The organism is Ruegeria sp. K5, assembly GCF_056531805.1.
Genome location: NZ_JBQFML010000005.1, coordinates 78,141 through 104,810 on the forward strand (window position 1 = coordinate 78,141; position 26,670 = coordinate 104,810).

At 57.5% G+C, this 26,670-nt stretch carries 23 protein-coding genes; 13 read left to right on the top strand and 10 right to left on the bottom strand.

Annotation, left to right across the window (positions count from 1 at the left end):
- The 9 genes from ACR0MO_RS14490 (at position 1) to ACR0MO_RS14530 (ending at position 9,059) form a co-directional block, all read left to right on the top strand.
- Positions 1 to 768: an SDR family oxidoreductase gene (locus tag ACR0MO_RS14490; protein ID WP_170521527.1), complete on the top strand. Its 768-nt coding sequence runs from the start codon at positions 1 to 3 to the stop codon at positions 766 to 768.
- Positions 768 to 1,787 carry a LacI family DNA-binding transcriptional regulator gene (locus ACR0MO_RS14495; RefSeq protein WP_170622750.1) on the top strand — a complete coding sequence of 340 codons (1,020 nt, stop codon included), beginning with the start codon at positions 768 to 770 and terminating at the stop codon, positions 1,785 to 1,787. The genes ACR0MO_RS14490 and ACR0MO_RS14495 overlap by 1 nt, the downstream gene beginning before the upstream one ends.
- Positions 1,784 to 2,758 (top strand): nuclear transport factor 2 family protein, encoded by a 975-nt coding sequence (locus ACR0MO_RS14500; RefSeq protein ID WP_170452913.1) that lies wholly within the window; start codon positions 1,784 to 1,786, stop codon positions 2,756 to 2,758. The genes ACR0MO_RS14495 and ACR0MO_RS14500 overlap by 4 nt, the downstream gene beginning before the upstream one ends.
- A gap of 150 nt (positions 2,759 to 2,908) precedes the next feature.
- Positions 2,909 to 3,868, top strand: coding sequence for a cupin domain-containing protein (locus ACR0MO_RS14505; protein WP_170452910.1), 960 nt, complete (start codon positions 2,909 to 2,911; stop codon positions 3,866 to 3,868).
- Entirely contained in the window at positions 3,865 to 4,467 is a 603-nt protein-coding gene (locus ACR0MO_RS14510; RefSeq protein ID WP_170452909.1) for a class I SAM-dependent methyltransferase, read from the top strand. Before ACR0MO_RS14505 ends, ACR0MO_RS14510 begins: the two co-directional genes overlap by 4 nt.
- Before the next feature lie 12 nt (positions 4,468 to 4,479).
- Complete coding sequence (locus ACR0MO_RS14515) at positions 4,480 to 5,604, top strand: cobalamin-independent methionine synthase II family protein (protein WP_170452906.1); 1,125 nt, start codon at positions 4,480 to 4,482, stop codon at positions 5,602 to 5,604.
- A complete protein-coding gene (locus ACR0MO_RS14520; RefSeq protein WP_170452903.1) occupies positions 5,601 to 6,296 on the top strand; it encodes an alpha/beta fold hydrolase in 696 nt (231 codons plus the stop codon). The genes ACR0MO_RS14515 and ACR0MO_RS14520 overlap by 4 nt, the downstream gene beginning before the upstream one ends.
- Positions 6,293 to 6,988 (top strand): RraA family protein, encoded by a 696-nt coding sequence (locus ACR0MO_RS14525; protein ID WP_170452900.1) that lies wholly within the window; start codon positions 6,293 to 6,295, stop codon positions 6,986 to 6,988. Before ACR0MO_RS14520 ends, ACR0MO_RS14525 begins: the two co-directional genes overlap by 4 nt.
- 175 nt (positions 6,989 to 7,163) lie before the next feature.
- Positions 7,164 to 9,059, top strand: coding sequence for an adenylate/guanylate cyclase domain-containing protein (locus ACR0MO_RS14530; RefSeq protein WP_170452896.1), 1,896 nt, complete (start codon positions 7,164 to 7,166; stop codon positions 9,057 to 9,059).
- 90 nt (positions 9,060 to 9,149) lie between these two features.
- On the opposite strand, the gene ACR0MO_RS14535 is transcribed toward ACR0MO_RS14530, so the two are convergent.
- The 8 genes from ACR0MO_RS14535 to speD form a co-directional block, all read right to left on the bottom strand.
- Positions 9,150 to 10,139, bottom strand: a complete 990-nt coding sequence (locus tag ACR0MO_RS14535; protein WP_480872129.1) for a HupE/UreJ family protein — start codon at positions 10,137 to 10,139, stop codon at positions 9,150 to 9,152.
- Entirely contained in the window at positions 10,136 to 10,966 is an 831-nt protein-coding gene (locus tag ACR0MO_RS14540) for a peptidyl-prolyl cis-trans isomerase (RefSeq protein ID WP_480626405.1), read from the bottom strand. Before ACR0MO_RS14540 ends, ACR0MO_RS14535 begins: the two co-directional genes overlap by 4 nt.
- Positions 10,967 to 11,124: 158 nt before the next feature.
- On the bottom strand, positions 11,125 to 13,047 hold the full coding sequence (locus tag ACR0MO_RS14545) for a DUF3604 domain-containing protein (RefSeq protein WP_480891994.1): 1,923 nt from the start codon (positions 13,045 to 13,047) through the stop codon (positions 11,125 to 11,127).
- 254 nt (positions 13,048 to 13,301) lie between these two features.
- Positions 13,302 to 14,273, bottom strand: coding sequence for a hypothetical protein (locus ACR0MO_RS14550; RefSeq protein ID WP_480891996.1), 972 nt, complete (start codon positions 14,271 to 14,273; stop codon positions 13,302 to 13,304).
- A 413-nt stretch (positions 14,274 to 14,686) separates the two neighbouring features.
- The gene (locus ACR0MO_RS14555) at positions 14,687 to 16,237 is read right to left on the bottom strand and encodes a polyamine aminopropyltransferase (RefSeq protein ID WP_170521548.1); all 1,551 of its coding nucleotides are present in this window, start codon (positions 16,235 to 16,237) and stop codon (positions 14,687 to 14,689) included.
- Positions 16,238 to 16,314: 77 nt separating this feature from the next.
- A complete protein-coding gene (locus ACR0MO_RS14560) occupies positions 16,315 to 16,902 on the bottom strand; it encodes a hypothetical protein (protein WP_170521550.1) in 588 nt (195 codons plus the stop codon).
- 30 nt (positions 16,903 to 16,932) lie between these two features.
- Positions 16,933 to 18,225 (bottom strand): GNAT family N-acetyltransferase, encoded by a 1,293-nt coding sequence (locus tag ACR0MO_RS14565; RefSeq protein ID WP_170521552.1) that lies wholly within the window; start codon positions 18,223 to 18,225, stop codon positions 16,933 to 16,935.
- A 7-nt stretch (positions 18,226 to 18,232) separates the two neighbouring features.
- Entirely contained in the window at positions 18,233 to 18,622 is a 390-nt protein-coding gene (speD, locus tag ACR0MO_RS14570) for an adenosylmethionine decarboxylase (protein WP_480891999.1), read from the bottom strand.
- 409 nt (positions 18,623 to 19,031) lie between these two features.
- Here speD and xylB point away from each other — a divergent pair, with 409 nt between their 5' ends.
- Genes xylB through ACR0MO_RS14585 form a run of 3 tightly spaced genes read left to right on the top strand, consistent with a single transcriptional unit; the run spans position 19,032 to position 22,736 of the window.
- Positions 19,032 to 20,489 (top strand): xylulokinase, encoded by a 1,458-nt coding sequence (gene xylB / locus ACR0MO_RS14575; RefSeq protein WP_480892001.1) that lies wholly within the window; start codon positions 19,032 to 19,034, stop codon positions 20,487 to 20,489.
- A 14-nt stretch (positions 20,490 to 20,503) separates the two neighbouring features.
- Entirely contained in the window at positions 20,504 to 21,445 is a 942-nt protein-coding gene (locus ACR0MO_RS14580) for an aldose epimerase family protein (protein ID WP_480892004.1), read from the top strand.
- Entirely contained in the window at positions 21,435 to 22,736 is a 1,302-nt protein-coding gene (locus ACR0MO_RS14585) for a cytochrome-c peroxidase (RefSeq protein ID WP_480892007.1), read from the top strand. Before ACR0MO_RS14580 ends, ACR0MO_RS14585 begins: the two co-directional genes overlap by 11 nt.
- Here the strand turns inward: ACR0MO_RS14585 and ACR0MO_RS14590 are convergent, their stop codons facing one another.
- Both ACR0MO_RS14590 and ACR0MO_RS14595 read right to left on the bottom strand, forming a co-directional pair.
- The gene (locus ACR0MO_RS14590) at positions 22,737 to 24,248 is read right to left on the bottom strand and encodes a CRTAC1 family protein (protein ID WP_480892009.1); all 1,512 of its coding nucleotides are present in this window, start codon (positions 24,246 to 24,248) and stop codon (positions 22,737 to 22,739) included.
- Positions 24,238 to 25,455, bottom strand: coding sequence for an ROK family protein (locus ACR0MO_RS14595; RefSeq protein WP_480892011.1), 1,218 nt, complete (start codon positions 25,453 to 25,455; stop codon positions 24,238 to 24,240). The genes ACR0MO_RS14590 and ACR0MO_RS14595 overlap by 11 nt, the downstream gene beginning before the upstream one ends.
- Before the next feature lie 151 nt (positions 25,456 to 25,606).
- Here ACR0MO_RS14595 and xylF point away from each other — a divergent pair, with 151 nt between their 5' ends.
- Positions 25,607 to 26,626: a D-xylose ABC transporter substrate-binding protein gene (gene xylF, locus ACR0MO_RS14600; RefSeq protein ID WP_170521563.1), complete on the top strand. Its 1,020-nt coding sequence runs from the start codon at positions 25,607 to 25,609 to the stop codon at positions 26,624 to 26,626.
- Positions 26,627 to 26,670 lie beyond the last annotated feature (44 nt).

The following is a 26,670-nucleotide window of genomic DNA, read 5'->3' on the forward strand; positions in this document are numbered from 1 at the left end:
ATGCCCCAATTCCCCAGCACCCCCAGTTTCAGTTTAAGCGGCAAGCGCGCTTTGGTTGCGGGGGCATCCTCTGGCATCGGCATGGCCTGTGCCGTGGCGCTGGCGGAACACGGGGCAGAGGTGACATTAGCAGCGCGCCGGACCGGCGCGCTGCAAGACATAGCCGCTGAAATGCAGGCGCGTGGCTGGCAGGCCAATGTGCTGGAGTTGGATGTGTCGGATATCGAGGCGACGGCGCAGGCAGTGGCACAAAGCGGCCCGTTTGATGTTCTTTTGAACTCAGCCGGGTTGGCGCGTCACAGCAAGGCTGTGGACACGCGCCCCGAGGATTTTGATGCCGTCATGGATGTGAATGTCCGGGGTGCGTATTTTCTGACTCAGGCCGTGGCAAGGGGGTTGTTGGAGGCCGGGCGGTCAGGATCGCTGATCAATATCTCCAGCCAGATGGGCCATGTCGGCGGGCGCGAGCGTGCGGTCTATTGCGCCTCGAAGTTTGCTGTCGAAGGCTTCACCAAAGCCATGGCTCTGGAATTCGGCCCGGAGAAAATTCGCGTCAACACAATCTGCCCGACCTTCATTTTGACCGATCTGACGCGCCCGACCTTTGAAGATCCTGATAAACGCGCCTGGATTCTGGACAAGATCAAGCTGGGCCGACCGGGTGAGATCGAAGACATCATGGGCGCGGTTGTCTATCTGGCCTCTGACGCCTCGGCGCTGGTCACGGGCACCTCCATGCTGGTGGACGGAGGTTGGACGGCGGACTGATGGCAATACAGAAGGTCACATCGATGGACGTTGCGCGGTTGGCCGGAGTAAGCCAATCGGCGGTCAGTCGTGTTTTCACCCCCGGCGCATCGGCTTCCAAAAAGACCATTCAAAAGGTCCGCAAAGCGGCAGAGGAGTTGGGCTATCGTCCAAATGTTCTGGCCCGGGCTGTGGTGTCGGGCAGAAGCCGGATCATTGGCCTTGTGGTCGCCTATCTGAACAATCAGTTCTACCCCGAGGCGCTGGAAAAACTGACCAACGCGTTGCAGGAACGCGGCTATCACGTCTTGATCTTCATGGCCTCGAACTCAGCTCAGAATATCGACAAGGTTGTCGAAGAAATTCTTGATTTTCAGGTGGATGGGATCATTGCGGCGTCGGTTGCATTGTCATCGGACCTTTCCGATCGGTGCCGCGCTGCCGGTGTGCCGATGGTACTGTTTAACCGGGCGCAGGATGACCCGGCCATGTCATCGGTCACCTCGGACAACACGGCGGGCGGCCGCAAAGTGGCCGAGTTCCTGCTGGCCGCCGGACACAAGAAAATCGGCTACATCGCCGGATGGGAAGGTGCATCGACACAGCGTGATCGCGAAGCAGGTTTTACGGCGGCTCTGCACGCAGCCGGCGTAGAACTGCATTCCCGCGAGGTTGGCAATTTCGGAACCGAAAAGGCGCAGGAAGCGGCCCGCAGGATGTTCGCCTCGGATCCGCCCGAAGCGGTCTTTGTTGCCAACGATCACATGGCCATCGCTGTGATGGACACGCTCAGGTTTGAGCTGGGTCTGAGGATACCCGAGGACGTGTCCGTTGTGGGGTATGACGACGTAACCGTTGCAGCCTGGCCCAGCTACGACCTGACCACCGTCCGACAACCCGCAAACCGCATGGTGTCTGAAACCGTGGACATCTTGCTGAGTAAAATCGATGACCCGCGCAGGGGTCCCCGACGATTAGAGATTGATGGGCCGCTGATCATCCGAGGCTCTGCCCGCATACCTGAAGGATGGAAAACATGAAGGGATTTGACCCCAAATTCAAAGACTTTCCCGATTACATCATCGGGATCACCAAAGAGATTTGGGAAGATCGCGGAATTGCCACGCTGCATGATTACTATGCGCCGGACATTGTCGTGCGCTCGCCCGGGTCGGTGGTTGTCGGCAATCAGGGGGTAATAGCGGCCACGATGGCGACGCTGGCCGAGTTTCCGGATCGAACGCTGTTGGGCGAAGACGTGATCTGGTCAGGTACGCCGGAAGAGGGGATGCTGTCCTCACACCGTCTTTTGTCGACTGCGACACATCTTGGGGACGGGGTGTACGGCAAGGCCACCGGGAAAAAGCTGGTCTACCGTATTCTGGCCGACTGCCACGCCATCAATAACCAGATCAATGATGAGTGGCTGATCCGGGATCAGGGTGCAATCGTGCAGCAGATGGGCTGGGAATCGAAAGACTATGCCCGTGATCTAATCGCACGCGAAGGCGGACCAGAGGCTTGCGTGCGGCCTTACACCCCGTCGAATGATCAGCCTGGCCCGTATGAAGGCAGCGGCAATGACAATGAATGGGGTCAGAAATACGCCGATATCCTGACCCGGATCATGAGCGCGGATATGAGCGCTATTGAGGCCGAATATGACCGGGCCGTGCAGTCGGAATATCCCGGCGGGACGACCGGACATAGTTGGGGACCGGTTGATCGTTTCTGGATGGGCCTGCGCGCCTCGTTCCCGAATGCCGAGTTCCAAATCCAGCACCATATCGGTCGGGACGACCCGATGATGCCGCCGCGTGCCGCGCTTCGTTGGACGTTGCACGGCAAACACGATGGGTGGGGTGTCTTCGGTGTACCAACCGGAGCCGAGGTTTTTGTGCTTGGCATCAGCCATGCCGAATTCGGTCCGTGGGGCCTGCGCCGCGAATACACGCTGTTCGATGAAACATCTGTCTGGAAACAGATCCTGTTGAAGACCGGTGATCTTTAAGATGGCCTGTCTTATGTCAAATCTGGATGCCGGGCAGGCGATGCGGCGGTTCCACGCCCATCGGGCCAGCCTGCGCGCCCGGCGGCTGAACAACCGTCCTCCGGGCTTTGGGGTTGAGATCGTTGTACCCCAAACACAAGGAAAATTGACATGAGCACCATTCAACAACGCATCGTCCGCTACGGCGAACTGAAACCCTGCAAAACCGCGTTTATCGACGCCCACACACCGGGCAGCGATCAGAAAGAGAACTTTACCATCATCGGCGGTGGGGTGTCCGAATCTCCGGATCAGCATGTGCACATCACCGACAAGATCGGGTTCAATATCGGCGCTGCCGGGCAACCTCCGAAATGCCGCAACTCTTTGCACAGCCACACCACGGCCGAGGTGTTCTTTGTCGCCAAAGGCCGCTGGCGGTTCTTCTGGGGCCGCTATGGCACGGCTGGTGAGTTCATTGCCGAAGAAGGTGACATCTTCAACATCCCCACCGGTATCTTTCGTGGCTTTGAAAATGTCGGTCAGGACTACGGCATGATCATGTCGATCCTCGGCGGCGATGATGCGGGCGGCGGCGTCACATGGGCACCGCAGGTGATCGAAGACGCGCAGGCGCATGGTCTGATGCTGGGCGACAACGGCGTTCTTTATGATTCCAAGAAAGGGCAGGAGCTGCCGCACAATGTGCGCCCGATGCCTTTGCTGACCGAAGACCAACTGAAGACGTATCCCGAGGTTCCGGTTGAGGATGTGGTTGGCAAATACGTGGCCCGGTACTGGGATCTGATGGCATTGTCGTCCAATAAGCCAGCCGTGGTTATTGGCGAGGATGGCTTGATCAAGGACAGACCGGGTTTTGAGGTCGATTTCCTTGGGCGGGGCTCTTGCGTAGCAGACGCGACCGAAACTGAGAAACCCGTGGTGTTAATGCCAGCCAGCGGCCATTGGCGTGTCACTGTCGACGGCTACGAAACCACTTTGTCCGTTGGAGACACCGCTTTGGTTCTGCCCGGTGAATCCTATCGCGTTGTTCCATCGATGACCGGGCAGGCGGGCCTGTACCGGATCACCGCAACCGATGACCCGGCAGGAGCGACCTGGACAGGATGAAAGCAGATCCCAATGACACACACGACGTTTACGAGCGGCAGGCGAGCGAATACGACAAGCGCCGCTCGAAGGCTTTGTTCGAGGCGCGCTGGCTGGCGCGCTTTACGGCCAGCCTGAAGCCCGGCGATCATGTGTTGGATTTGGGCTGCGGCACCGGCGACCCTATAGCGCGCTGGTTCATGGCCGAAGGTTTCGCCGTCACCGGCGTCGATTTTTCCGAGGCGATGCTGGCCTTGGCGCGGGACCGCTGGCCCGATGGCGATTGGCGCAAAGCCGACATGCGGGATTTCGAGCTGGACCAGCAGTTTGACGGCATCATCGCGTGGAACAGTTTTTTTCATCTGACAGCAGATGAGCAGAAGGGTTGCATCGCGCGTATGGCGCGCCATTTGCGGCCCGGTGGAATGCTGATGCTGACCGTCGGTCCACGTGCGGGTGAGGTCAGCGGCACGGTAGGAGCCGAGCGCGTATATCACGCCTCGCTGTCCCCGGCAGGCTATGCCGTGTGTCTGGAAGAAAACAGGCTGCACCTGACCGGATTTCTGGCCGAAGACCCCGAAACCCAAAGCCACACAGTCCTGATGGCACGAAAACTGTAAGGAGAGGCCCCAATGACCGTAAAAACCACCCATGTCGGGTCTCTGCCCCGCACGCAGGAGGTCGTGGATTTCATCTTCGCCCGTGAAAACAATGAACCCTACGACGCGGGGGCCTTTGACGCCTGTATGGCGGATGCCGTGTCCGAGACGGTGCGCAAACAGGTTGAAGCCGGGGTCGATATTGTCAGCGATGGGGAGACCTCGAAAATCTCCTACGCAACTTATGTCAAAGACCGCTACACCGGCTTTTCGGGTGACAGCCCGCGCAATGCGCCTGCGGATCTGAAGATGTTTCCGGGTTTCTTGCAACGCTTGGCAGATGATGGTGGCACGCCGCAATATGCGCGGCCCATGTGCACGGATGAGGTTCGCTCAAAAGGGCAGGGTGAGCTGGAGAAGGACATCGCCAACCTCAAAGCCGCCATGGCGCAACACGGGGCCGAACGGGGTTTTATGAATGCGGCCTCGCCCGGTGTCATTTCGCTGTTCCTGCAGAATGATTTCTACCCCACGCGCGAGGCGTATCTGGCCGCGTTGGCCGATGCCATGAAGGAAGAATACGAAACCATCGTGGCGGCAGGTCTGGACCTTCAGCTGGATTGCCCGGATCTGGCACTGTCCCGGCATATGCTGTTCACCGATCTGTCTGATGACGAGTTCGTCATGATCGCCAACATGCATGTCGAGGCCCTGAACCACGCGCTGCAGAACGTGCCTGCCGAGAAAGTTCGCGTGCATATCTGTTGGGGTAATTACGAAGGCCCGCATTGCTGCGATATTGCGATGGACAAGGTGTTCAGCACCCTGATGGCGACCAAATCGCGCTATGTCCTGTTCGAAACGTCAAACCCCCGCCACGCGCATGAGTGGACGGTGTTTCGGGATCGCAAGGTCGAGATTCCAGATGACAAGATTCTGGTGCCGGGCGTGGTCGATACCACCACCAATTTCGTTGAACATCCCGAACTTGTGGCGCAACGGATCGAACGGTTCACCGGGATCGTGGGCGTGGATCGTGTCATCGCCGGCAGCGATTGCGGCTTTGGCACATTTGCGGGCTTTGGCGCGGTTGATCCTCAGATCGCTTATGCCAAGCTGGCGGCGTTGTCAGACGGGGCCAAGTTGACCGCATCATGACTCCGTTGATCCTGTTGCCCGGCATGATGTGCGATGCGCGCCTTTTCGGCCCGCAGATTCAGGCGCTGTCGGGTCGAATGCCGGTAATGACCTTTCCACTTGGCCAGCATGACAGCGTCCAAGTTCTGGCGGCAGACATTCTGAGAAACGCGCCGCCTGTTTTTGCGCTTTTGGGCCTTTCGATGGGTGGGATTGTCGCGATGGAGGTGGTGCGTCAGGCCCCTGAACGCGTGTCGCACCTTGCGCTGCTCGATACCAACCCGCTTGCTGAAACCCCCGAGGTAAAGGCCCGCCGCGCACCCCAGATGACTGCTGTGCGCGAAGGGCGCTTGTGGCACGTCATGCGGGACGAAATGAAGCCCAACTATCTGGCAGACGGACCAAGGCAGGGGGCCGTTCTTGACCTGTGCATGGCGATGGCGACCGATCTGGGGCCGGACGTATTTCTGCGTCAATCGCGGGCCCTGATGGATCGCCCTGATCAATGCGATACCCTGTCTGCCTATGCAGGCAAAACTCTGGTTCTGTGCGGTCAGGATGACGGGCTTTGCCCCGTAGAACGCCATGAACTGATGCACCGCCTTCTGGCTAACAGCACGCTCGAAATCATTTCCGGCGCAGGCCATCTGCCCACCCTCGAAAAACCCGATGAAACCACAGCCGCAATCTCGCGCTGGTTGGAGAACCTATGAAACCGTCCCTTTTGTCTTTGCTTCGCAAGGTTGATACCCCCACGGTCTGCAATGCCATCGAAGTGGCACAAGGCCAGCGCGGTTTCGACCGTTTCACGCGCGGCACCATGCACTGCTCGGCCCCCGAAGAACCACCTATTGTGGGGTACGCACGGACTGCAAAAATCGCCGCCGTCAATCCGCCCGCCGAACCGCCCGAGACCATCAGGGCGCGGCGCATGGCCTATTACAGATACATGGCCGAAGCACCGTCGCCGTCCGTCGCGGTGATCGAGGATCTGGACTACCCCGATTGCATCGGTGCCTATTGGGGCGAGATCAACACGACGGTCCACAAAGGTTTCGGCCTTTCGGGGGCGCTGACCAACGGGGTGATGCGTGACCTCGGCGATCTTCCGCAAGGCTTCCCGGTGGTTGCCGGGTCGGTCGGCCCAAGCCACGGCTTTGTCCATGTGCGCGAGCTCGACACTCCGGTCTCGGTTTTTGGCCTGAAGGTCAATCCCGGCGATCTGATCCATGCTGACCGTCACGGCGCGCTGGTGGTGCCCGAAGACGTCGCGGGCCAACTGGAAGCCGCGATCCAAAAGCTGCTGACGACCGAGCGCATTGTCCTGGACGCGGCCAGCCAGCCGGGATTTGATTTTGAAGCTTTCGAAACCGCGTGGTCTGAATTCGAATCCGCCCGAACCTGACAGCTGATTGCTGATAGGATCCTTCAGTTGCTGACCTCGGCCGTGAGTGACAGGCTGTCGCCAAGGCCGCGTGACCCCGAAACAACTACGCTATGAAGCCCTGCATTTCTAAGACCGTTGGGCAAAGTGGAATTCCTTATCGTTCTTCCTTAACCTGCACTAAGGGAGGCCCATGGTGAAACGTCGACTCACGGTCATACTTGCAATCGATGTAGTGGGCTATTCCCGCCTCATGGGAAAAAACGAGACGGGAACACTAAACGCGCTCAAAGCGCATCGCTCGGAATTAATTGATCCAAAGGCCGTTCAGTATGGCGGGCGAACGATCAAGCTGATGGGCGACGGTGCGTTGATGGAATTTGCCAGCGTTGTCGATGCGGTCCGATTTGCCGTCGAAATACAGTGCGCCATGTCCGATAGGAATTCGGACGTTCCCGTTGGCGACCGAATAGAATTTCGTATCGGCATCAACGTCGGTGACGTGATTGATGAGAGCGGGGACATTTTCGGCGACGGTGTAAACCTGGCTGCAAGGATCGAGAGCCTCGCCCAAGCCGGCGGAGTCTGCGTTCACCGCAACGTCTTCAGTCAGGTCCGCGGAAAACTGGATCTGGATTTCGAGGATCTGGGCGGGATCACGGTCAAGAATATCGAACAGCCTGTTCCGGTGTTTCGCCTGGACCTGAACGAGAAAGCGGCAAAGCTAGTATCTTCGGTCAAAACCGCAAAACCTGACCGAAAACCCTTTGCCGTGCGGACGGCTGCCATTGCCTTTTTTGCTTTGGCTCTTGTCGCCGGATTTGTCGCTTGGCGTTTCATAACACCGGATTTTCAGCCGGTAGCAACGGCAGAAATGGAACATCCACTGCCGGACAAGCCTTCGATTGCCGTGCTGCCGTTCAGCGACGTAAGTCAGGGTGCCGACAAGGGCTACCTTAGCGACGCAATCAGTGAAGAGATCATTGCCAAGCTTTCCCGGTTCCCCGAGTTTTTTGTCATCGCCCGAAACTCGAGCTTCTTTTACCGAGACAAATCGGCAGATATTCGTGAAATCGCCAAAGAACTTGGCGTTCGGTACGTACTGGAAGGCAGCCAGCAAAAGTTCGGCGACAAGCTTCGCGTGAATGCAACCCTTATTGACGCGGCGGCTGGCAATGCAATTTGGACTGAAACCTATGATCGCGATTTGACGGATATCTTTGCGCTGCAGGATGAAATTACCCGAACAATTGTTGCAACGCTGGAACAGAACCTTGATCTTGCCGAATTCGACCGATTGCTGCGCCAGTCCACTCAAAGCCACGGAGCGTATGAACTTGTTTATCTAAGCCGCGCCGAACGTTTCAAATTCACGCCGGCTGGTAATCAAGAGGCCAAGCGGTTGGCTGAAGAGGCTATCAAACTGGACCCCGACTATTCCGTTGCATATTTCAGCCTTGCCTGGGTGCATATCAATTGTGATCGGTGGGGATGGTGTGCTGACCGGCCACGAGACCAAGCTCTGGACCTCGCCTTTGCGGCGGCTCGCAAAGCTGTTGAACTTGATCCCGACAGTTCTCTGGCGCACTGGGTTCTTGCGCACGCGTTTATGCAGGCCAACGATCTTGAGCAATCCGAAAGAGAGTACGACCGCGCCATTGCGCTAAATCCGAACTCGGCGGGTGTGCTGGCGGGCTCGGTCGAAACGCTGGTATATCTTGGCCGCGCGACCGAGGCCGTCGAAAGGCTTCAAACCGCGATCCGGCTGAATCCGCACCATCCGGACTGGTATCTGTGGAGCCTCGCCTGGGCGCAGTATTTCACCGGTGAGTATGAAGCCGGGTTAGACGCGATTGATCGGATGACAAACATTCCTAATCTGGCGCGCCGTACACAGGCGGCGCTGTATGTCCGGTTGGGGCGGTTGGAGGAGGCCAAAGCCTCAATAGACAAGCTGTTGGAAAATCAACCTGGCTATACGATTGAGGATCAACGACACAGTCTTAAGGGCAAGTTCCGGGATCAGGGCATTCCGGATCGCTTTATCGACGATTTGCGGACTGCCGGATTGCCGGACCGACCCGCCGATTGATCGCCTTCGGGCTGTATTTGACCTGAATGATTGCCGTGTTGCGCGTTCATTTACTGCGGCACTCTCTGGAAGAGCAACGCCGGGGATCAGTCAAAACCCGCTGGTTCGTTCAATGAGCCAATACATCGACACCGAGCCGATACAATAGGCGGCAATCACTGTGGCCCTCTGGCCAACCGGGCGCGCGATCAGCCGCCAGAAAGCAACCATAAAAGCCAGAGCGCCGACGAAACTCAGCTGACCGGCTTCAACACCCAGGTTGAACGCGAACAACGCCGCGGGAATATCGTTCGCGGGCAGCCCAATGTCGGCCAAAGCCCCTGCAAAGCCTAGCCCATGCAAAAGCCCGAACCCGAAGCAGACAATCCAGGGCTTTTGGTTCGAAAGCCGGAATCCACCTTCGCTGCCTTTTACGATCTCCATAGCCAGAAAGACGATAGACAGCGCAATAACGGCTTCAACCGGAGGGCCGGGAATGCTCAGCACGCCAAAAGTCGCCAGCGCCAGAGTTATGGAATGCGCAAGGGTGAAAGCTGTCACGGCGCCGACCAACCGCCAAGGATCGCGAACCAGAATGAACAGCGCCAAAACAAACAGCAGGTGATCCCAGCCTTCCAGAATATGTTCAAATCCCAACTGGAAATATGCCACGAACACCGACCACGTCGTTTGATCGGAAGGAATTCCCTGAACGGGCGCGTCAGGGGTTAGTCGAAGCGTCACAGGTTCGGATACCGTCGGGTGCAAACGTACCAATACGTCATTCAACTGCCTTTTCAGACCCTCAATGGCGATGAATTCACCTGCCATGCCCTTGGGGCATTCCGTGACCCAGGATGAAACCCAGGCCCGGCTGTCGAAAACGGGATCTGGACCACGGGCCGGAACACAGGTTTCCGGCAATACGGGCTCAATCGCCATCGGTTGACCATTCACATCGGGTTTTCGCCAATGAACAGCCCAGGTGTCCGGCGCGATCTGCCGCATTTCCAAGTATCCCGGGTCAAGGGCATGGGCTGTGGCGTTGCCACCCAGCCAGGACAGCGACATCGCAAACAATAGGCAGATCAGGGGTCTCATTTCGCCAAGCCTGAAAGATCGGGGATTACAATCTCGTAGCTGGCGGCAAGCGTCTCGTATTGCGCCCGAGCCATGTCTTCGCTTGTGGCGCGACGCCAGTCCTGAAGTACCGCATCGCGAATGTCAGCCAGCGGCGGTGTCTGGCTCGGTTCAACGGCAATTACCTGCACAAGATGCGTCCCGTATCCGGATTGGACAGGCCCCGTCCAGCGGCCTGTTTCGGCCAGTATTAGCCCCGTAGAAAACCCTGTCCCAAAGACCGAGTCGATGACCTTTGTCGCGGTCAACGGCATCGAAGCGGGCAGCAGCGTTGAGGTCCCGAAAGCCGAGGTTTCGTCGGTCTCAGGCAGCGCGGCCAAAGCTGATTCAATTTCTGCCTCGCTTGGCCTTTCCCCCAGAAAGACGTGGGTGAAGGCAACCTTGTCAGGCGTTGCATAGCGGTCCGGGTTTTGATCGACAAATGCCTGTAAATCTTCATCTTTCGGAACAACCGACATGGCGATTGCTTCGGTCAGGAAATCCATCTTTTGGCTTAGCCGAGACCTGATCACGGTATCTCCGCGATCCAGGCCCAGTTTCCTTGCCTCCCTGACCAGAACCTCTTCGCGGATGGATGCATCGACCAAAGACTGAAGCTCTGTATCGTTTGGTGGGCGTTTCCATCTGGCTTTGAACCGAGAGGACAAAGCCGCAACATCTTCTTCGTCGATTGCAATCGTCTCGGAGGTTTCCGCCGTCTGGTACTCTGGCGCAACAATATGGAACCAACCGAAAATGGCCGCTCCAATCAGGAAGAAGTGGAACAGAGGTTCTTTCAGTATTCGCATGAAGGCTCCTCGTAAAACGTGATCTGGTTCTACGTCTCGATGCTGGCATCAGAGGGTTGGATTTTGCAAGGTGATGGACGGCTGCCGATTTAGGGGCTGGCCGTGCCCACCGAGGTCGCGATCACGACCTCGGTTCGCAGATCTGTATACGCAGCGGATCACTCGGCCGGCGTATACCAAATCGGGGACGAATACGCGCGTTCCTGATGTGTGAGCACTGCATCCTCCGGCAGTTCGGAGCCGAACCTTAGCTTGTCGTACAGTACCCAACGCGGGGTCGGGATTTCGATCGCCCGAACGTAGTAGAAGGCCCGCGCGTTCGGGTCGAAATCAGGGTCAGACCAAACAGTGACCAGTTCGGCGGTTCCGATTGTGTTGGTCCAGCTGGCGGTATCCACATCCACCGTGTTCCCCACCGCGGGGATCTTGCCGCTATCATCTGCAACACGGTTGTCTGACCACGCAACATCATAGACCTTTTCCTGCAAGGCACCTTCGGTATCAAGCCAGCCTTTAATGACTTGCACACGATCCAGATTTGCCCCGATCGGGTCGCGCAGAGCGGCGATCAGGAAGGATGGCGTGCCGTCCCCTTCGCGGGGGCGCAGGTCCGACCCCATCGGAACACCTTTGGTATAGCCAATATCTGCCAGAAAGCGGGTTTCGACATCAGCATCACTGAAACCCCACCCACCAAAGAACCGCAGACCGATCCGGGGGCCCGTGGTCGCGTAGGTTTCACGCCGCTTGAATGCGTCAAAAATTGCAGCACGTGTATTTTCGGTCGCCCAAACAGCCGTATAGCCGGACGCTACGAGAAGATCACCGGGAATCTCACCCAGATCATTGGCGATAAACGGGTGCTTGATACGCGAGGCCGAGGGCTCAACGCTGACAGATTTGCCAAAGAAGTTGTCTTCTTCCGCTGTGGCCAGAGAGGTATGGCTGTCCGTCGCACCGCCCATGCCAAATTTATAGGGGTTCACGCCGAATTTTTCTTCTAACATCAAGCCGCGTTTCAATGCCTCACGGGCGTATTCTCCGGCCAACATGTCATCGGTTTTCAATTCGGTTATGTCGAGGTTGCCGACGTCCCAGTTCTCGTAATCCGCAAATTCGTCATCCGGGCTCAGGAAGGGGTGGGCTTCGCCGTCACCTTTGATCTGCGTAACCTCATAGTGAGGCTCCCATTTGGCGCGGGCCGCGACGTATTCCTCGTCAACCTTGCCGCCGTGATACGTATCCTCGGTCGGGAACATCCATCCGTTCGACAGGTTGCCGTTATGCGCAAAGGCAACTGCGCGGCCCCCGGTTTTTTCCTGATACTCCTCAAGCCAGGCATAGAGCGATTTGGGGTCCGTATCGCCGTAAGGGGGCTGCGTGACCGGGGGAACCATCTGCAAGGCCCGGATCGGGCCGTCACGCAGCATGACGTTCCGGTGCAGATTGAAACCCTTGGGAACCGAGGTCCATTCGAACCCGATGAAGGCGGTAAAGTTGCCGGGGTCATTGTGCCGTTCGGCCGCCAGAACGATATGTTCCCAAGTGAACGCAAAAGCGTCTGCGCCGGGGCTGTAGGATTCCAGAAGGATTTCCGGCAAAGTCATTTGCGAGAAATTGGTGATAATATCGAAGGCCGTTTTCCCGGCCTCTTCCCCGCCAGCTTTATAGCCTTCGTACCACTCCAACCCTTTTGGATCAGCAATAACGCCGGGTTTTCCGGCTTGAAGGTCCGGCGCAAATCCCATCAGGTCCGTGTGATCCGTAAGAACCATCCAATCCAGAGGTCGTGCCAATCTGACAGCTTGACCTGTCGACGAAATGACCTGCTCGCCCTTTGCGAAACGCCAGGCTTCATCTGGTAGCAGAGTGTTCCCAAAGGCCCCGGCGTCCAGCGAAAGCCCGGTGTGAAGATGGGTGTCCCCCCAAAGCGGACGTTCAGGGAACGAGCGTTCGGCATATGGGGAATACAGCTGATCCTGAAATAAACCTTCTGCCGCCTGGTCGCTGGGCACGGCGTCAGAAAGAACACTTGCCGGTGCCAACATCAGAGCGACAAAACAAACGGATAACCGAAGCATTGGGACCTCCCACATCGAAAAAACCTGCGAAGAAGTAGAATTTTCGCAATCTGTTTATATTCGATTTTGTTTATATCATGGTGTTTTGGTTTCTGTGAGGTTTTTCTTTCCGGTGTGCTTGAAGCCTTCCAGAACGCTGGTCTGAGCAATGCAGGCGTGTTCCTTCGTGCGCCAAGTGCTGACTACTTGGTCGGCTCTGGCACCAAAGCCTGAGCGTAGACGTGCAGCACCGGCGAGGCATGAACAGACCCAAATCAATCTGCCGGTAAATCAGCTTCCAAAACCATATTGAGAACAAACTGCGTTGCGAGGTCCGTTTCTTCCAAAGCGGCTAAAGTTTCAAACTGTTGATACAGCGCAGTTTCACCCCAATTTCGCGTTGCGACAGCGATTTGAACCAAAAGCTCGGAGTCGTTTTCCAGAGTAGCGGAAAAAATCTGAACGATTTTTGGCTTGAACTCCGGTTGTAAGGTGCCCGCTTCGGCCAAAGCCCGGATCAACGCCTTTTTGTGTTCTTTTGTCTTGCCAGGATCTTGAAGGGCCGCGCCAATGGCGCTGATTGCAGTCGATTGGTCGGCTTCTATTCCAGCAAGAGCCCACTCGAAAGAATTCAGCCCTCCCGATTCCAGCGAACGAACATATCGCGCGCGTACAAACGAGCGCGCCTGGGGATCGGATTGCAACCCGAGCAAACGAATGGCGGCGGATCTGTATGCGAAGCGGTTTATGTTGCTGAATTCCTGTAGAATTAAGCTTGCGGGAACTCTGTCGCTCAACGGGCGCACGAGCGCGTAGGGCGCGCGGCCGATTTCAACCAGGGCCATGTTGTGCAGCACATGATCAGAGTGCCCTAAATACCGGGCAAAGAACAAAACCCTGTTGGGATTATCAGTTTCTCCGTAGGCCCAAAGCCGACCGAAGGTGCGAAGGTCTTTCAGAAAGTCGTGTCTTTCGGGGTTCAGAATAAACAAACGCCTCCAATGCCGCGAAGAACTGCGACCGGTACTATCCTTGTAGGTCGGTCCATAGGTCAGCAAAACGGTTCGCGTTGGATCCGAGCGGAACGACCGCCGTGTAACGCTGTCGATCAAAAAAGGAATGTCCGGTGCGGATTTAAGCTTTTCGTTATCCCCTTTGAGAACTTTTTGCGCCTCGAACCTGAAAGGATTGTCTGATGCCGGACCCGCCAGCACGATGACTTCCGCGGATAGAATGTGATCAGCCAAAGATGCGTCCGGCAGCTCAATACACACCGCGCAGGCGTATGATGCACGCGGTGTGGCCAGCCCAAGGACGCATGTCACGACTGCAAGAAATCTTCGCATTGCTGGCCCCTCGGAACTGGTCGTCTAGGTTGGCGGCGTCACCAATAGCGTTAAGGTAGCAAATATATTCAGTGATCGGAATATCGATGAATTCGCCGGGCAATGTTTCGCGATTTGGGTTTGCTCTGCTAAGCGGGCGTAAGACAGCCATTGTACCGGATGGTTACACGTCACGGCCCAACGAAACTGAACCCATTCGGTCCGCGTATCCATAAGAGTGCGACCATCAAATTTTACAGGTAATTCGGTCCAGAACATTCAGTTCTGAAACGACCCCCGCAAAAGCCGGCCCTCCGCCCGGCGTCACGAAGGGATCAATACCCCGAAACGTCGCGCGAATATTCGTGATAAATGCCCGGATCAAAGATGGAATTGACCGCCAGTTCGCGCTTGGGAAGAAGGTCCTCGGAAAACACCCGCGCGGCGGCAAAAACATCGGGCGTGACAAAGCGCAGACCGTCCGGAAGCTGGCCCAGCGTCGAGTTCGGGTCATTGGCGGCAAGGTTGTATCCCCAGACGCCAAAGGACGGGATTGACATCTGGTACGTCACGACCTGCGGGAAAATCTCGGACAAGGTTCTGGAAATCGTCCAGTAGGTATGAGGCGAAAAGAAAGGTGAGCTGCTTTGGGTCACCAGCACGCCGTCTTCGGTCAGGATGCTTTGGACCATGGCGTAAAATTCGACGGAATAGAGCTTTGACAGCGCCTCGTTATGGGGATCGGGGAAATCGATTATGATCCGGTCATAGGTCTGGTCGGTGGATTTGACATAGTTGAACGCGTCGGTGTTGTGCACGTGCAGGGCCGACGCCTCCATGCTGTTTTCGTTCAGACGCGCGATGGGGGCCAGATTGCGCCCCAGATCGGTCATCGCCGGGTCGAGATCCACCAGATCGATGCGCGACACGGTTGGGTATTTCAGGATCTCACGCACGGCGAGCCCGTCGCCTCCGCCCAGAACCAGCACGGATTTGGGGGCGGCCTCACCCCAGGACAGGGCGGGATGGACCAGGGCTTCGTGATAGCGATACTCATCCGCTTCGGCGAATTGCAGGTGGCCGTCGATGTAAAGACGGACATCGTTTTTCTGCCAGGTGTTAGTGACAACCAGCGACTGATATTGCGACTGCTTGCGCCAGACGATGCGGTCGAAATACAGGTGATCCTGCGCGAATGCGGTGATCCGCCCGGCCAGCAGGGTCAGTGCGAACAGCAGGATAATGGTCGCGATGGCGCAGCCCAGCATCCGTTTGGGCGTGTCCAGTTGATCGCGCAGGCACAGCACGCTCAGCAACGCGACCATGGCATTGGTCAGGCCAATGGCGAACGAGGACGAGATCAGCCCAAGCGACGGCAGCAGCAGGATCGGAAACAGAACCGACCCGCACAGCGCGCCGACATAGTCCAGCGACAGCACGTCGGCGATGGATTCCCGCGTCGTGCTGCTTTCGGACAGGACCCGCATCAGCAGCGGAATCTCCAGCCCGACCAGAAACCCGATGGACGAGATGAAGGTGAACATGCCAACCGTGTAGAACCACGGGGCATAGGGAAAGAGCATGAACAGGGACACGCTGCACAGGCCGCCGATCAGGGCCAGGATCAGCTCGACCCAGATAAAGGTCTGGATCAGGTTGCCGTGGAAAAAGCGCGAGACATACGACCCTACCCCCATGGCAAACATGAAAAAGCCGATGGTCAGCGAAAACTGATAGACCGAGTTGCCCAGCAGGTAGCTGGACACCGTCCCAATGATCAGCTCGTAGACGATGCCGCACAGGGCAACAACAAGGATCGCGCCAAGCAGAACCATCGCCTGCCGGCGCGGCAGGTCGGTGTAACGCGGTGTCAATGTGTCGGTCATAGTGAAATCCGGAAAACTGGAAAGCCCGGCGCGATCAGCGCGCCGGGCCAAAGTTGGGGTTCGGGCAGGCGCGGCGCTTATTTACCGGCGCGCAAACCACCGGCGCGGGCGCTGCGCGGGGCCGAATAGCTGGTGCGCGGTGTCACGCTGCGATTGTTGAAGCTGGACGCGCTGATCCCGGCCGAACGCTGACGGCTGATCAGATTGCCAATCAGCGCACCCGCCAGAAAACCAGCGCCCGAGAAACGCAGGCCTGCGGACTCACCGGCGGTGTCGGTGGCGATCAGACGGTTGTTGGCCTCGTCGATCTCGATGGTGAAAACCTCACCCTCATTCGAGTCGCGAACGCCATTGCCATTCGGATCCGCATAGCCCGAGAATTTGGCGTCGGACAGAATCTCCAGACCCAGCGGCTTGTCATAAAAGCGCGGTTCCGAGTTCATGACCTGCGTCAGATATATTGTGAATTCATCCACTTGCTCGTCCGAGGCTTCGGCGATGCTGTTGGCTGTCAGGTATTCCTGATATTGATTGATCGCAAATTCGGTCCGGTCCAGAACCTGCCCAAGATCGGCGGTTTGTTCGGATTTGGGGGCCAGGAACATCGTGTAGCCGACGAAGCCGAGAAAGCCCAAAATGGCAATCAGTTTAAGTTTTCCAAACATGAAATCTCCTATCGAGTTTAGTCAGTGTTTTCAGGTTTCACCAAGGGGGCAGGACCACCACACCTGGTGTAGGTCCTTGCCGTAGAACTCATTCAGTTCGCCGCATTTCGTCATCCCATGCGCCTGCAACTCATCCGCGTGGGCATCGGACAGGTCAGAGGGGACAGCCAGAACCGCCATGCGGTATTTTTGCGTTCGCGCAAGCGAAAGCTGCTGATCCAGCCCGGCCAGCCCGGTCCCGGCTTCACGCCAGCGCAGACCCGCGACATCATCTGTTTCAGCGGCTTTATGCAGGTCAATGACAGACAGGCCCGCGGTCGAGGCCGGAGGCGCGGGCGGCAGGTCCGGCGCGTCGGGATTGTCCAGCCCATAGATGATCTTCGCCTCTTTGGGGCTGTGATATCCGGGCACAGTCAGCTCGACCGAAGCGCCGAACTCTTCATACAGTTTGTGTGCGGCGGCATAGATCTTTTTGCCGAACTCTTCATAGTCGCTGGTTTCAATGAAAATCTTGCGGATGTGCAGCTGCGCCAGCTTGCCCAACAAGTCGTTCAGCATCTGCCCGCCCAGACCTTTGCCGGTATGGGCCTGATCCAGATAGGTCCAGGACAGCCAGGCGACATCGGGCACGTCTTCGTCGACGCTGTAGCCGATCAGCCCCAGCACGTCGCCCCGGTCCAGCAGCACAAACATGTTGTCAGTGCCTTCGTTGACAAACGTGCTTTCAGCCTCAAGCGCGTCATCCTCGTCGGTCTGGGCGATGATCTGAACGGCGGGCGAAACATGCCGCCATTCCATAGGTTTGAGCGTCGGACCTTTCGAGCCGAACAAGGCGTTAAACACGGCAAGACCTCCTCCGATCAACGCGGATGCAATATGGGTGAAAACCGCGATCTGAGACCGCAGATACAGAAACTCGGCCGTCAGCAGCCCGCAGATCAACGCCAGCGCCCAGACACGCTGCGCTGCCGGGCGCGACGCAACCACGCCATAGGCGACGAGGGCGTAGGAAACGCTCGACAACCCCACAAACCCGGGCCCGGCCAGAGCGAACTCTGCCATCGTTCCGGCAAGCGTACTCAGAACCGCCAGACCTGCGGTCCTGATGCTGCCCAGCCGGGGTTCGGTCAGGGAACCGCCAACAAGGATCATCAGGCAATTGAGCGCCAGATGGTTCAGATCCCCATGCCGGATCACGAACACCAGATGGTCGGGCAAGCTCAGGACCGGCCCCGAATAGCGCACCGGACCGAACAGCATGTAGGCGCAGATCGCGCACAGGATAAGAGAGATCGTGACCGGGCATCTGCGCAGTTCTTTCATTCGCCCTTCAGCAGCCCGCCACCGCCAGCCGCGGTACGGTTTGGCCGATCAGACCGCGCTGGATAGACTGCACTTCGACGCGCTGCGGGCGGAAAAAGGATTTCAGCACGTCCAGGCTGCGCTGCGGCTCGGCGTCGCCGCACATGAAGATGTCGATGGCGGCATAGCCATGCTCGGGCCAGGTGTGGACCGAGATATGGGACTCGGCCAGCAACGCAACGCCGGTAAAGCCGGCACGCTGTCCGAAATCATGGGTCTCGACGCCCAGAACTTGGGCCTTGGCAGCCAGTGCCGCGCGCGTCAAAGCGTCTTGAGCAGGGGTAGGATCATAAAGCGCAGTTGAATCAAAGAAATCCGCTATAAGATGTATGCCTAATGGCGAAGAAGCAGGGTCCATTTATAGCAATAGCCTCAAATCACGTAATATGACGGCACGATTAGTCTATTGATCTAATTAGTAAATCTGATCGTGACGTTAAGCTTTTTCGACGGAAGCGCTGTGGCGGAAATGCACAACCAATGGGAGATTTTGGCTTGCCCCAACTCACACTTAACTGAAATCCGAAGGCCGGGTTAAATTACAAAATGGCAGCTCAATTTGTGAATGCAGCCTAACCATACTGAAAACAGTCTGTTCTCGTCCGCGTCATAGCAATTGAAACTGTGACTTTCCGTTGGGCACGGAAGAGGCGTTCGCCCATAGCGGCCTTTTCAGGTTGGGAAGGGCGCATCTTTCAAGGCACCTTGACAAGATTTCTGCTACAATTAATTTTATTAACTAAAATAATAGCACGGGATAATGCCGAATGTACCTTGGGTTGGATTTAGGAACGTCCGGTCTCAGAGGGATTCTGGTGGATGACGCTGGTCTCGTCTTATGTGCCGCCGAAGTCAGCATTTCGACCGCAACGCCCAAATCCGGGTGGTCCGAGCAGACTCCGTCAGATTGGATCGATGCATGCAAAAAGGTTGTCACCGAACTCCGCGCGCGTGATGCACAGGCGTTTTCCAAACTGCGTGGAATTGGCCTGAGCGGACATATGCACGGCGCGACACTTCTGGATGCGGGCGGTCGCGTGTTGCGGCCCTGTATCCTCTGGAATGACACGCGTTCAGCCGAAGAGGCGGCAGTGCTGGATCAGGCACAGGACATGCGCGCGATCTCGGGTAACATTGTCTTCCCGGGCTTTACCGCGCCAAAGCTGGAGTGGGTGCGTTCACACGAGCCCGATGTGTTTGCGAAGACAGCCAAGGTTTTGCTTCCGAAGGACTATTTGCGGTATTGGCTGACGGGCGAATACATTTCGGACGTGTCAGACAGTGCTGGAACATCCTGGTTGGATGTTGGAACCCGGCAGTGGTCGGAAACAGCGCTTGCATTGGGTCATATGCGCGCCGATCAGATGCCTCGATTGGTTGAAGGCAGCGATCCGGGCGGCGCGTTGAAAGCTGCATTGCAACAGGAATGGGGGCTTTCCGGCGATGTGATCGTGGCCGGAGGGGCAGGGGATAACGCGGCTGCGGCTTGTGGCATTGGCAGCATTCGGGACGGCACGGGGTTTGTCTCGCTGGGAACGTCGGGCGTTTTGCTTGTTGCGCGGGATGGTTTCGCCCCTGCGCCGGAAACGGCGGTGCATTGCTTTTGTCACGCCGTACCTGACAAGTGGATACAAATGGGGGTCATCCTGTCTGCCACGAACAGTATGAACTGGTTGTCGCGGAATCTGGGCCAGCCTGTTGAAAAACTGGTTGCGGCCTTACCTCGCAGGGTGTCGGGCCCGTCGTCGGTTACGTTCCTGCCCTATTTGTCGGGCGAACGGACACCGCATAACGATAGCCACATCAGGGGCGCGTTCTTGGGCGTGGATGTCGCCTCAGAGCCCGTTGATCTGACGCAATCCGTCATGGAAGGCGTTGCCTTTGCGATGAGGGATTGCCTTGAGGCCCTGAAACGCACGGGGACAAGACCAAGCAGTCTGATGGCAGTGGGCGGAGGCGCGCGATCCCGGTTCTGGTTGGAGACATTGGCCACCGTCTTGCAAGTGCCGCTGGACCTGCCCAAGGGCAGCGAGTTCGGTGCCGCCATGGGGGCCGCGCGCCTTGCCATCTGCGCCGTCAACAGCGCCGCGCCAGCCGAGGTTATGACGCCGCCTGAAATCGAGGATCGTATCGATCCGCGCAGCGACCTGATCGACCTGTATGAACGCGAATACGGGCGATACCGGCAATTCTACAAGGCGTTGGCGCCGTTGGCTGCAAGATGACGCCTGATGCGAGAATGCCCTCTCGGATCCAAACGGCCATGTTGTCGGATGGTGACATGCAGGTCGCGATTCTGAACTACGGGGCAATCACGCAAGGGTGGTGGTACAAGGACACGTCACTTGTGCTTGGGTTCGATGACCCGGCCGCGTATTTCTCGGACACAAGTTTCATGGGCGCAATCATTGGGCGTGTCGCGAACCGGATTGGCGGTGCCCGGTTTGACTTGGCGGGTCGCAGTTACGATCTGAACGCCAATGAAGGCACCAACACTCTGCATGGCGGCGCGCAGGGCCTGTCCCGGCAATTCTGGACCCTTGCGCAGACCGCCCCGAACGAGGCCGTGCTGAGCCATCAGTCACGTGATGGGGAAGGCGGGTTCCCCGGGGATGTCAGGTTCGAGGTCCGCGTCACCCTGCGGTTTCCGCGATTGATCTACACGATCACGGCACATCCCGATCGGCCCACACCAATCAGTGTCACGCAACACAACTACTACACTTTAGGTGGCTTCGAAGGCGTTCACGCACATCGATTGGAACTTGCTTCAAGTCGATATCTGGACATCGATGAGCAGGGAATTCCAACTGGTCGACTGTGTTCGACCATTGGCAGCGAACTGGATTTTTCGGCACCAAGTCCGATCAGACAGGCGTCAAAGGGAATCGACCATTATTTCTGCTTCAATCAGGATCGCGACCCGAACGCACCGGTGGCGGTGTTTACCGCGCCGTCCGGCCTGACGCTGACAGCCTATTCCGACCAGCCCGGTGCGCAGGTCTATTCAGGTGCCAATCTGGCAAAACCGCCATATGCATCGCCCGGTCTGTGCATCGAACCTTCGGGATACCCAAACGCCCCGAACATCCCGTCCTTTCCTTCGATTATCCATACGCCCGAAAACCCGTACCGGCAGGTGCTTACCCTTGAGATCTCAGAGGGTCGTGATGAAGGTTAGGTGGCTCTTTCCGGTTCTTTGCGTATTGATCTCAAGCGCAGGCAGCACAAGTGCCCAGAACCTTGGTGATCGGCCCGAGTTCCTCGAGCCTGATTTCAACAGCGTCGAACTGGGGCAGCTGCTTTTCTATGACCCGATTTTGTCCGGCAACAAGAACATCAGTTGCGCAACCTGTCACCATCCCGATCTTGGTACATCAGACGGCCTGTCCCTTGGCACCGGGGAAGGGGGGCTTGGTCTGGGTCCCGAACGCAGGCTGGATCCCGAGAACACGCCTGAGCAACGTATTCCCAGAAACTCACCGGGGCTTTGGAACCTCGGCGCGACGGAGTTTACAACGTTTTTCCACGATGGGCGGCTTGAGGCGGACCCCACGCAACCGAACGGGATCAGAACGCCGCTGGGCACGCATATGCGGCCCGGCTTTCAATCCGCCTTGGCGGCGCAAGCCATGTTCCCGGTGCTTTCGCCGGATGAAATGGCGGGTCACTACTCGGAAAATGATGTCAGCAAGGCGGTTCGACTGGGTCTTTTGACCCAGCAAGACGGCGCGTGGGATTTGATAGCCGCCCGTGTTGCGGCCATTCCGGAATACCGGCAGAGGTTTGGCGACATCGCCCCGGATGCCGAGATTACGTTTACTGCCATTGCCAACGCGATTGCAGATTTCATCGCGTTCGAGTGGCGCGCGGATAACAGCCCCTTTGACCGTGCGATGAGAGGCGAAGGTGAATTGCCGGAAGACGCCGAAATCGGCATGGGCCTGTTCTATGGCAAGGCCGGGTGCAGTACCTGCCATTCAGGTTGGTTCCAGACAGATCACGGCTTCCATTCGATTGCAGTGCCGCAGATCGGGCCGGGAAAATCCGCGCGGTTTGAAAGTCATGTGCGCGATGACGGGCGTTTTCGCGTCACAGGTAACCCGGAAGATGCATTTGCGTTTCGCACACCATCGCTGCGCAATGTGACATTGACCGCGCCTTACGGACATAACGGTGCCTTCGCCCGGCTCGAGGATATGGTGCGCCACCATTTGGACCCAGTGGCCTCTTTGCGGAATTACACGATTGAAATGGACCTGTTGCCGGATTTCCCCGGTGCTGATGATCAAAGCCCGTTATTGGATCGGCAACACATAGACGAGATCGCGGAAAGCAACAGCCTGTCGCCACTGTCTCTGACGGATCAGGAGATCGACGCTCTTCTCAGCTTTCTGGCAAGTCTTGAAGACCCGGCAAAGCGGTTGGGGGTGCCCTCTCAAGTTCCAAGTGGCCTGCCGGTGGATCAGTGATTAACGGGAAATCCGGACGATTTGGTTGGCGCTGACCCTTTGCCATTTGCCCGTTTCTCCGCCCGGCCAAATGACCCGAACTTGCGCGTCGCTTTCATCGCCCAGGCCAAAATGATGAAACCCCGAGATGCCCCCTGCATGACCGCCACCAATCGTTATTTCGCGGGTTTGAACCCCTGCCGGAGTTTTTATTTCGACAAATCCACCAACTGCAAAGCGGTTGGATATATCCTGAGAAACGCCAAGCAACAGCCAGTGGCCAGCGCGCGAAATGTTCTGGCTGACTTCCAGTTCCGAGCCTCGATTGACGACCACCAGATCAAGCCGCCCGTCATTGTTCAGATCGGCAACGGCCGCACCGCGGGACTTTGCCATTGATGCAACGCCCGCCTCAGCCGAGGTCTCAGCGAATTGCCCATGGGGTGTCTGCACAAGCAGGTTGTTGGGATCGTTCAAAGCGGCATCCGGCATTTGTTCTACATTGCCCTTGGCGACGAAGATGTCGTCGCGGCCGTCGTTGTTGACATCGCCAAACTGCGCGTGCCACCCGGTCGACGGCCTGCCATCATCGCCGACATGAGGTCTGTGGGCTGTCGTTCCCTTGTCATAAGTGGCATCGCGCCATGTTGGGCCTTGGGCGGCTGGGTCAAACACCTGCAGCTTCTGGTCGCCCATGGAGGTCAGGTAAACCTCGGGAAAGCCATCCCCCGTCAGATCGCGCGAGGCGATCCCCATGCCCCAGATCGAATAGGGCATCCAGCCGTCCTCGGGCGTGTACAGGCGGGGCACCGGTTCCATGGCCCAAAGTTGCTCTTGTCCGTTGCGCACGTAATAGTGGCGGTCATTGCTGACACGAAGGTCCGCACGCCCCGTTCGTGCCCAATCCGAGAACAGTATGGACAGGGAACAATAGCCGGGTTCAAGATGTTGCGGTTGCCCGTAGCTGTGCCCTTCGGGGCGGTAGAGCAGGGTCGGCCCGCAGGCCTCGAACGGACCGTCCGGATCGGATCGATCAACATAGGTTCCAAAGGCCAGAGTGGGCAAGTCTTGCCCGTCTTCCCAAGTGGCCGAGAAGCCGGTGGTCCAATGGTCGGCGGACAGAAAACCAAGGTTGTCAAAGGGCTTGAACTGGCAATCTGGCAGGCCTTGCAGAAGCAGGTCTGCGCCAACGCGCAGAATTGCCAGATCCATCAAGCCGTCGCTGTCAACGTCCAGGGGATAAGCACCGGTTACCCCGGTCAGCGACAATTGATCGGGTGTTTCGGCCCGAAAGGAAATCGTGTCGCCTGAGGTATTCTTGAACAGTTGAGATCGATTTGATCCACCTGCAACAAACAACTCGGGCAGCGTGTCACCGTTGCAATCGAAAACGGCGACGCCGCCGCCGACAAAATGCTCCCACCCGCCATCGTAGATATGGGCCGGGATTTCAATGCGCTGGAATTCGGGGACAGGCAACTCGGCGTAAGCCCCACTGGCCAGAACCAAAAAGACCAGCGGTTCAGGACGCATGGGCCGTAAGCTCCTGCACTTTGAGGATTGAGATCTGTTCGATCCCATAGGCGGCCGCACCCTTGGCCCACATCAGATCGCCCCAATCGTGGACTTTGAGTTCCGGCAGGGGGGCATCGACACTGACAACGCCATTTCGGATGCGGTTCATCACCTGGTCTGAGCAGAGGTGTTCAAAGCTCATTTGGGTGCCAGACACGATGATACACTCAGGGTCATACAGGTTGATCAGATTTGACACCCCAAGGCCGAACATCTGACCGGCGCGGGCAAGCACCGACGCAGCCCTTTCATCCCCGGAACTGGCGCGATCATAGATGTCGGACACGCTCTCCATCTCACTGTTGTGGCCTGTCACGGTCATTTCGCGTATCAGGGCATAATCCCCGACATATGCCTCAAGACATCCACGTTGGCCGCATTGGCACAAGGCCCCGTCAAGGTGAACCTTGGTGTGACCGAATTCCGCGCCGCAGCCGCGTTCTCCGCGGTAGAGTTTTCCGTCCAGAACAATTCCCAGACCGACACCATGCTCGATCGTCACAACCAGAAAGTTTTTCAGCCCCTTGCCCAGCCCAAATAGCTGTTCGGCTTTGGCGACAAGATTGGCGTCGTTGTCCACAAAGACCGGGCAGGGGATTTCCTTCGACAGCAATAGATTGAAATCAATGTTCCGGTCGGTGATCGAAGACGACCAGTGCACAAAGTTCCGTTTTGCATCGACAAGACCTGCCACGCCAATGGAAACACCGGCCAGATTGTCGAGCGTGCCTCCAATCTGCCTGCAGGTTTCCCGAAGGGCTTTGCACACTGCCTCGACGAATTCCGCCGGTGTCATTCGGGCGTGTTCCAGCGGCTGTTTGTGTGATGTTACTTCGTTGCCTTCAAAGTCGACCAGAATAACCGAAATCACTTGCCGCGCGACTTTCAGACCCGCCACAAGGTGGGATTGCCCGTCCAGTTGCAGCAAAACCCTGGGCCTGCCTCTTTTGCCGGAACCGGGCTGCGCCTCGCCTTCGGTTTCCTTGATCAACCCGGCGGAAATAAGATCGGCTGTTGCTGCCGTGACGGTGGCCGGGCTGGTTTGCAAAGCGGATGCGATATCGATCCGCGAGACGGATCCTTGCGCTCGAATATGCTCCAACACCCGCAGGCGGGTTGTGTTTCTTTGCTCCAATGAAACCAGAGAGGCTTTGCTTTTCAGCATCTTATCCTCGCGAATCTTGCCGTTGGCCCAATCTATTTGAAATTGCCGCCTTCTTGTAGAGTAAATATTTTACCGACTGAAATAAATATGGTATTCAAAATTGTGAGAGCCGCGAATCGAGATTCGATGGCTCGGCAAATGGGAGGAAATCATGAAAAGAATTCTCAGCTTCTCGGCTGCGGCCACCTTGTTGGCTTCTGCTGCCTTCGCAGAGCCGGTGGTCGGCGTAAGCTGGTCCAACTTTCAGGAAGAGCGATGGAAGACGGACGAAGCGGCCATCAAATCAGCGCTGGAAGCGGGTGGTGCTGAATACATCTCATCTGATGCGCAGTCGTCATCCGCCAAGCAGCTTTCGGATATTGAAAGCCTGATCGCACAGGGCGTGGACGCGTTGATCATTCTGGCGCAGGACGCGCAGGCCATCGGGCCGGCCGTTCAGGCTGCGGCTGACGAAGGTATCCCGGTGATTGCCTATGACCGTCTGATCGAGGATGACCGGGCCTTTTACCTGACCTTCGACAATGTCGAGGTCGGCCGCATGCAGGCCCGCGCCGTCTTTGATGCCATGCCCAAGGGCAATTATGTGATGATCAAGGGGTCCCCCACCGATCCAAACGCCGATTTCCTGCGGGGCGGTCAGCAAGAGATCATCGGTGCGGCGGTAGACAGCGGTGACATCGTCATCGTTGGTGAGGCCTATACCGACGGCTGGTTGCCTGCGAATGCGCAGCGCAACATGGAACAGATCCTGACGGCGAATGAAAACAACGTCGATGCGGTTGTTGCGTCGAATGACGGCACAGCAGGCGGTGTTGTCGCGGCGCTGACGGCGCAGGGCATGGAGGGTATTCCGGTATCCGGGCAGGACGGCGATCATGCAGCGCTGAACCGGGTTGCACTTGGAACACAGACTGTCTCGGTCTGGAAGGATGCCCGTGAACTGGGCAAAGCCGCCGGTGAAATTGCAGTTGCGCTGAGCAGTGGCACAAGCCCTGCAGACGTGGATGGTGTGGTCAGCTGGACATCGCCGGGCGGCACCGAGATGAACTCGGTCTTCCTTGCTCCGGTCCCGATTACCAAGGATAACCTGTCCGTTGTCGTGGATGCGGGCTGGATTTCGCAGGAAGCGCTGTGTCAGGGCGTCGAAAACGGACCTGCCCCCTGTAACTAAACCACTCAGCCCCTGGCCCTGATTGGGCCGGGGGTACTTGCTGA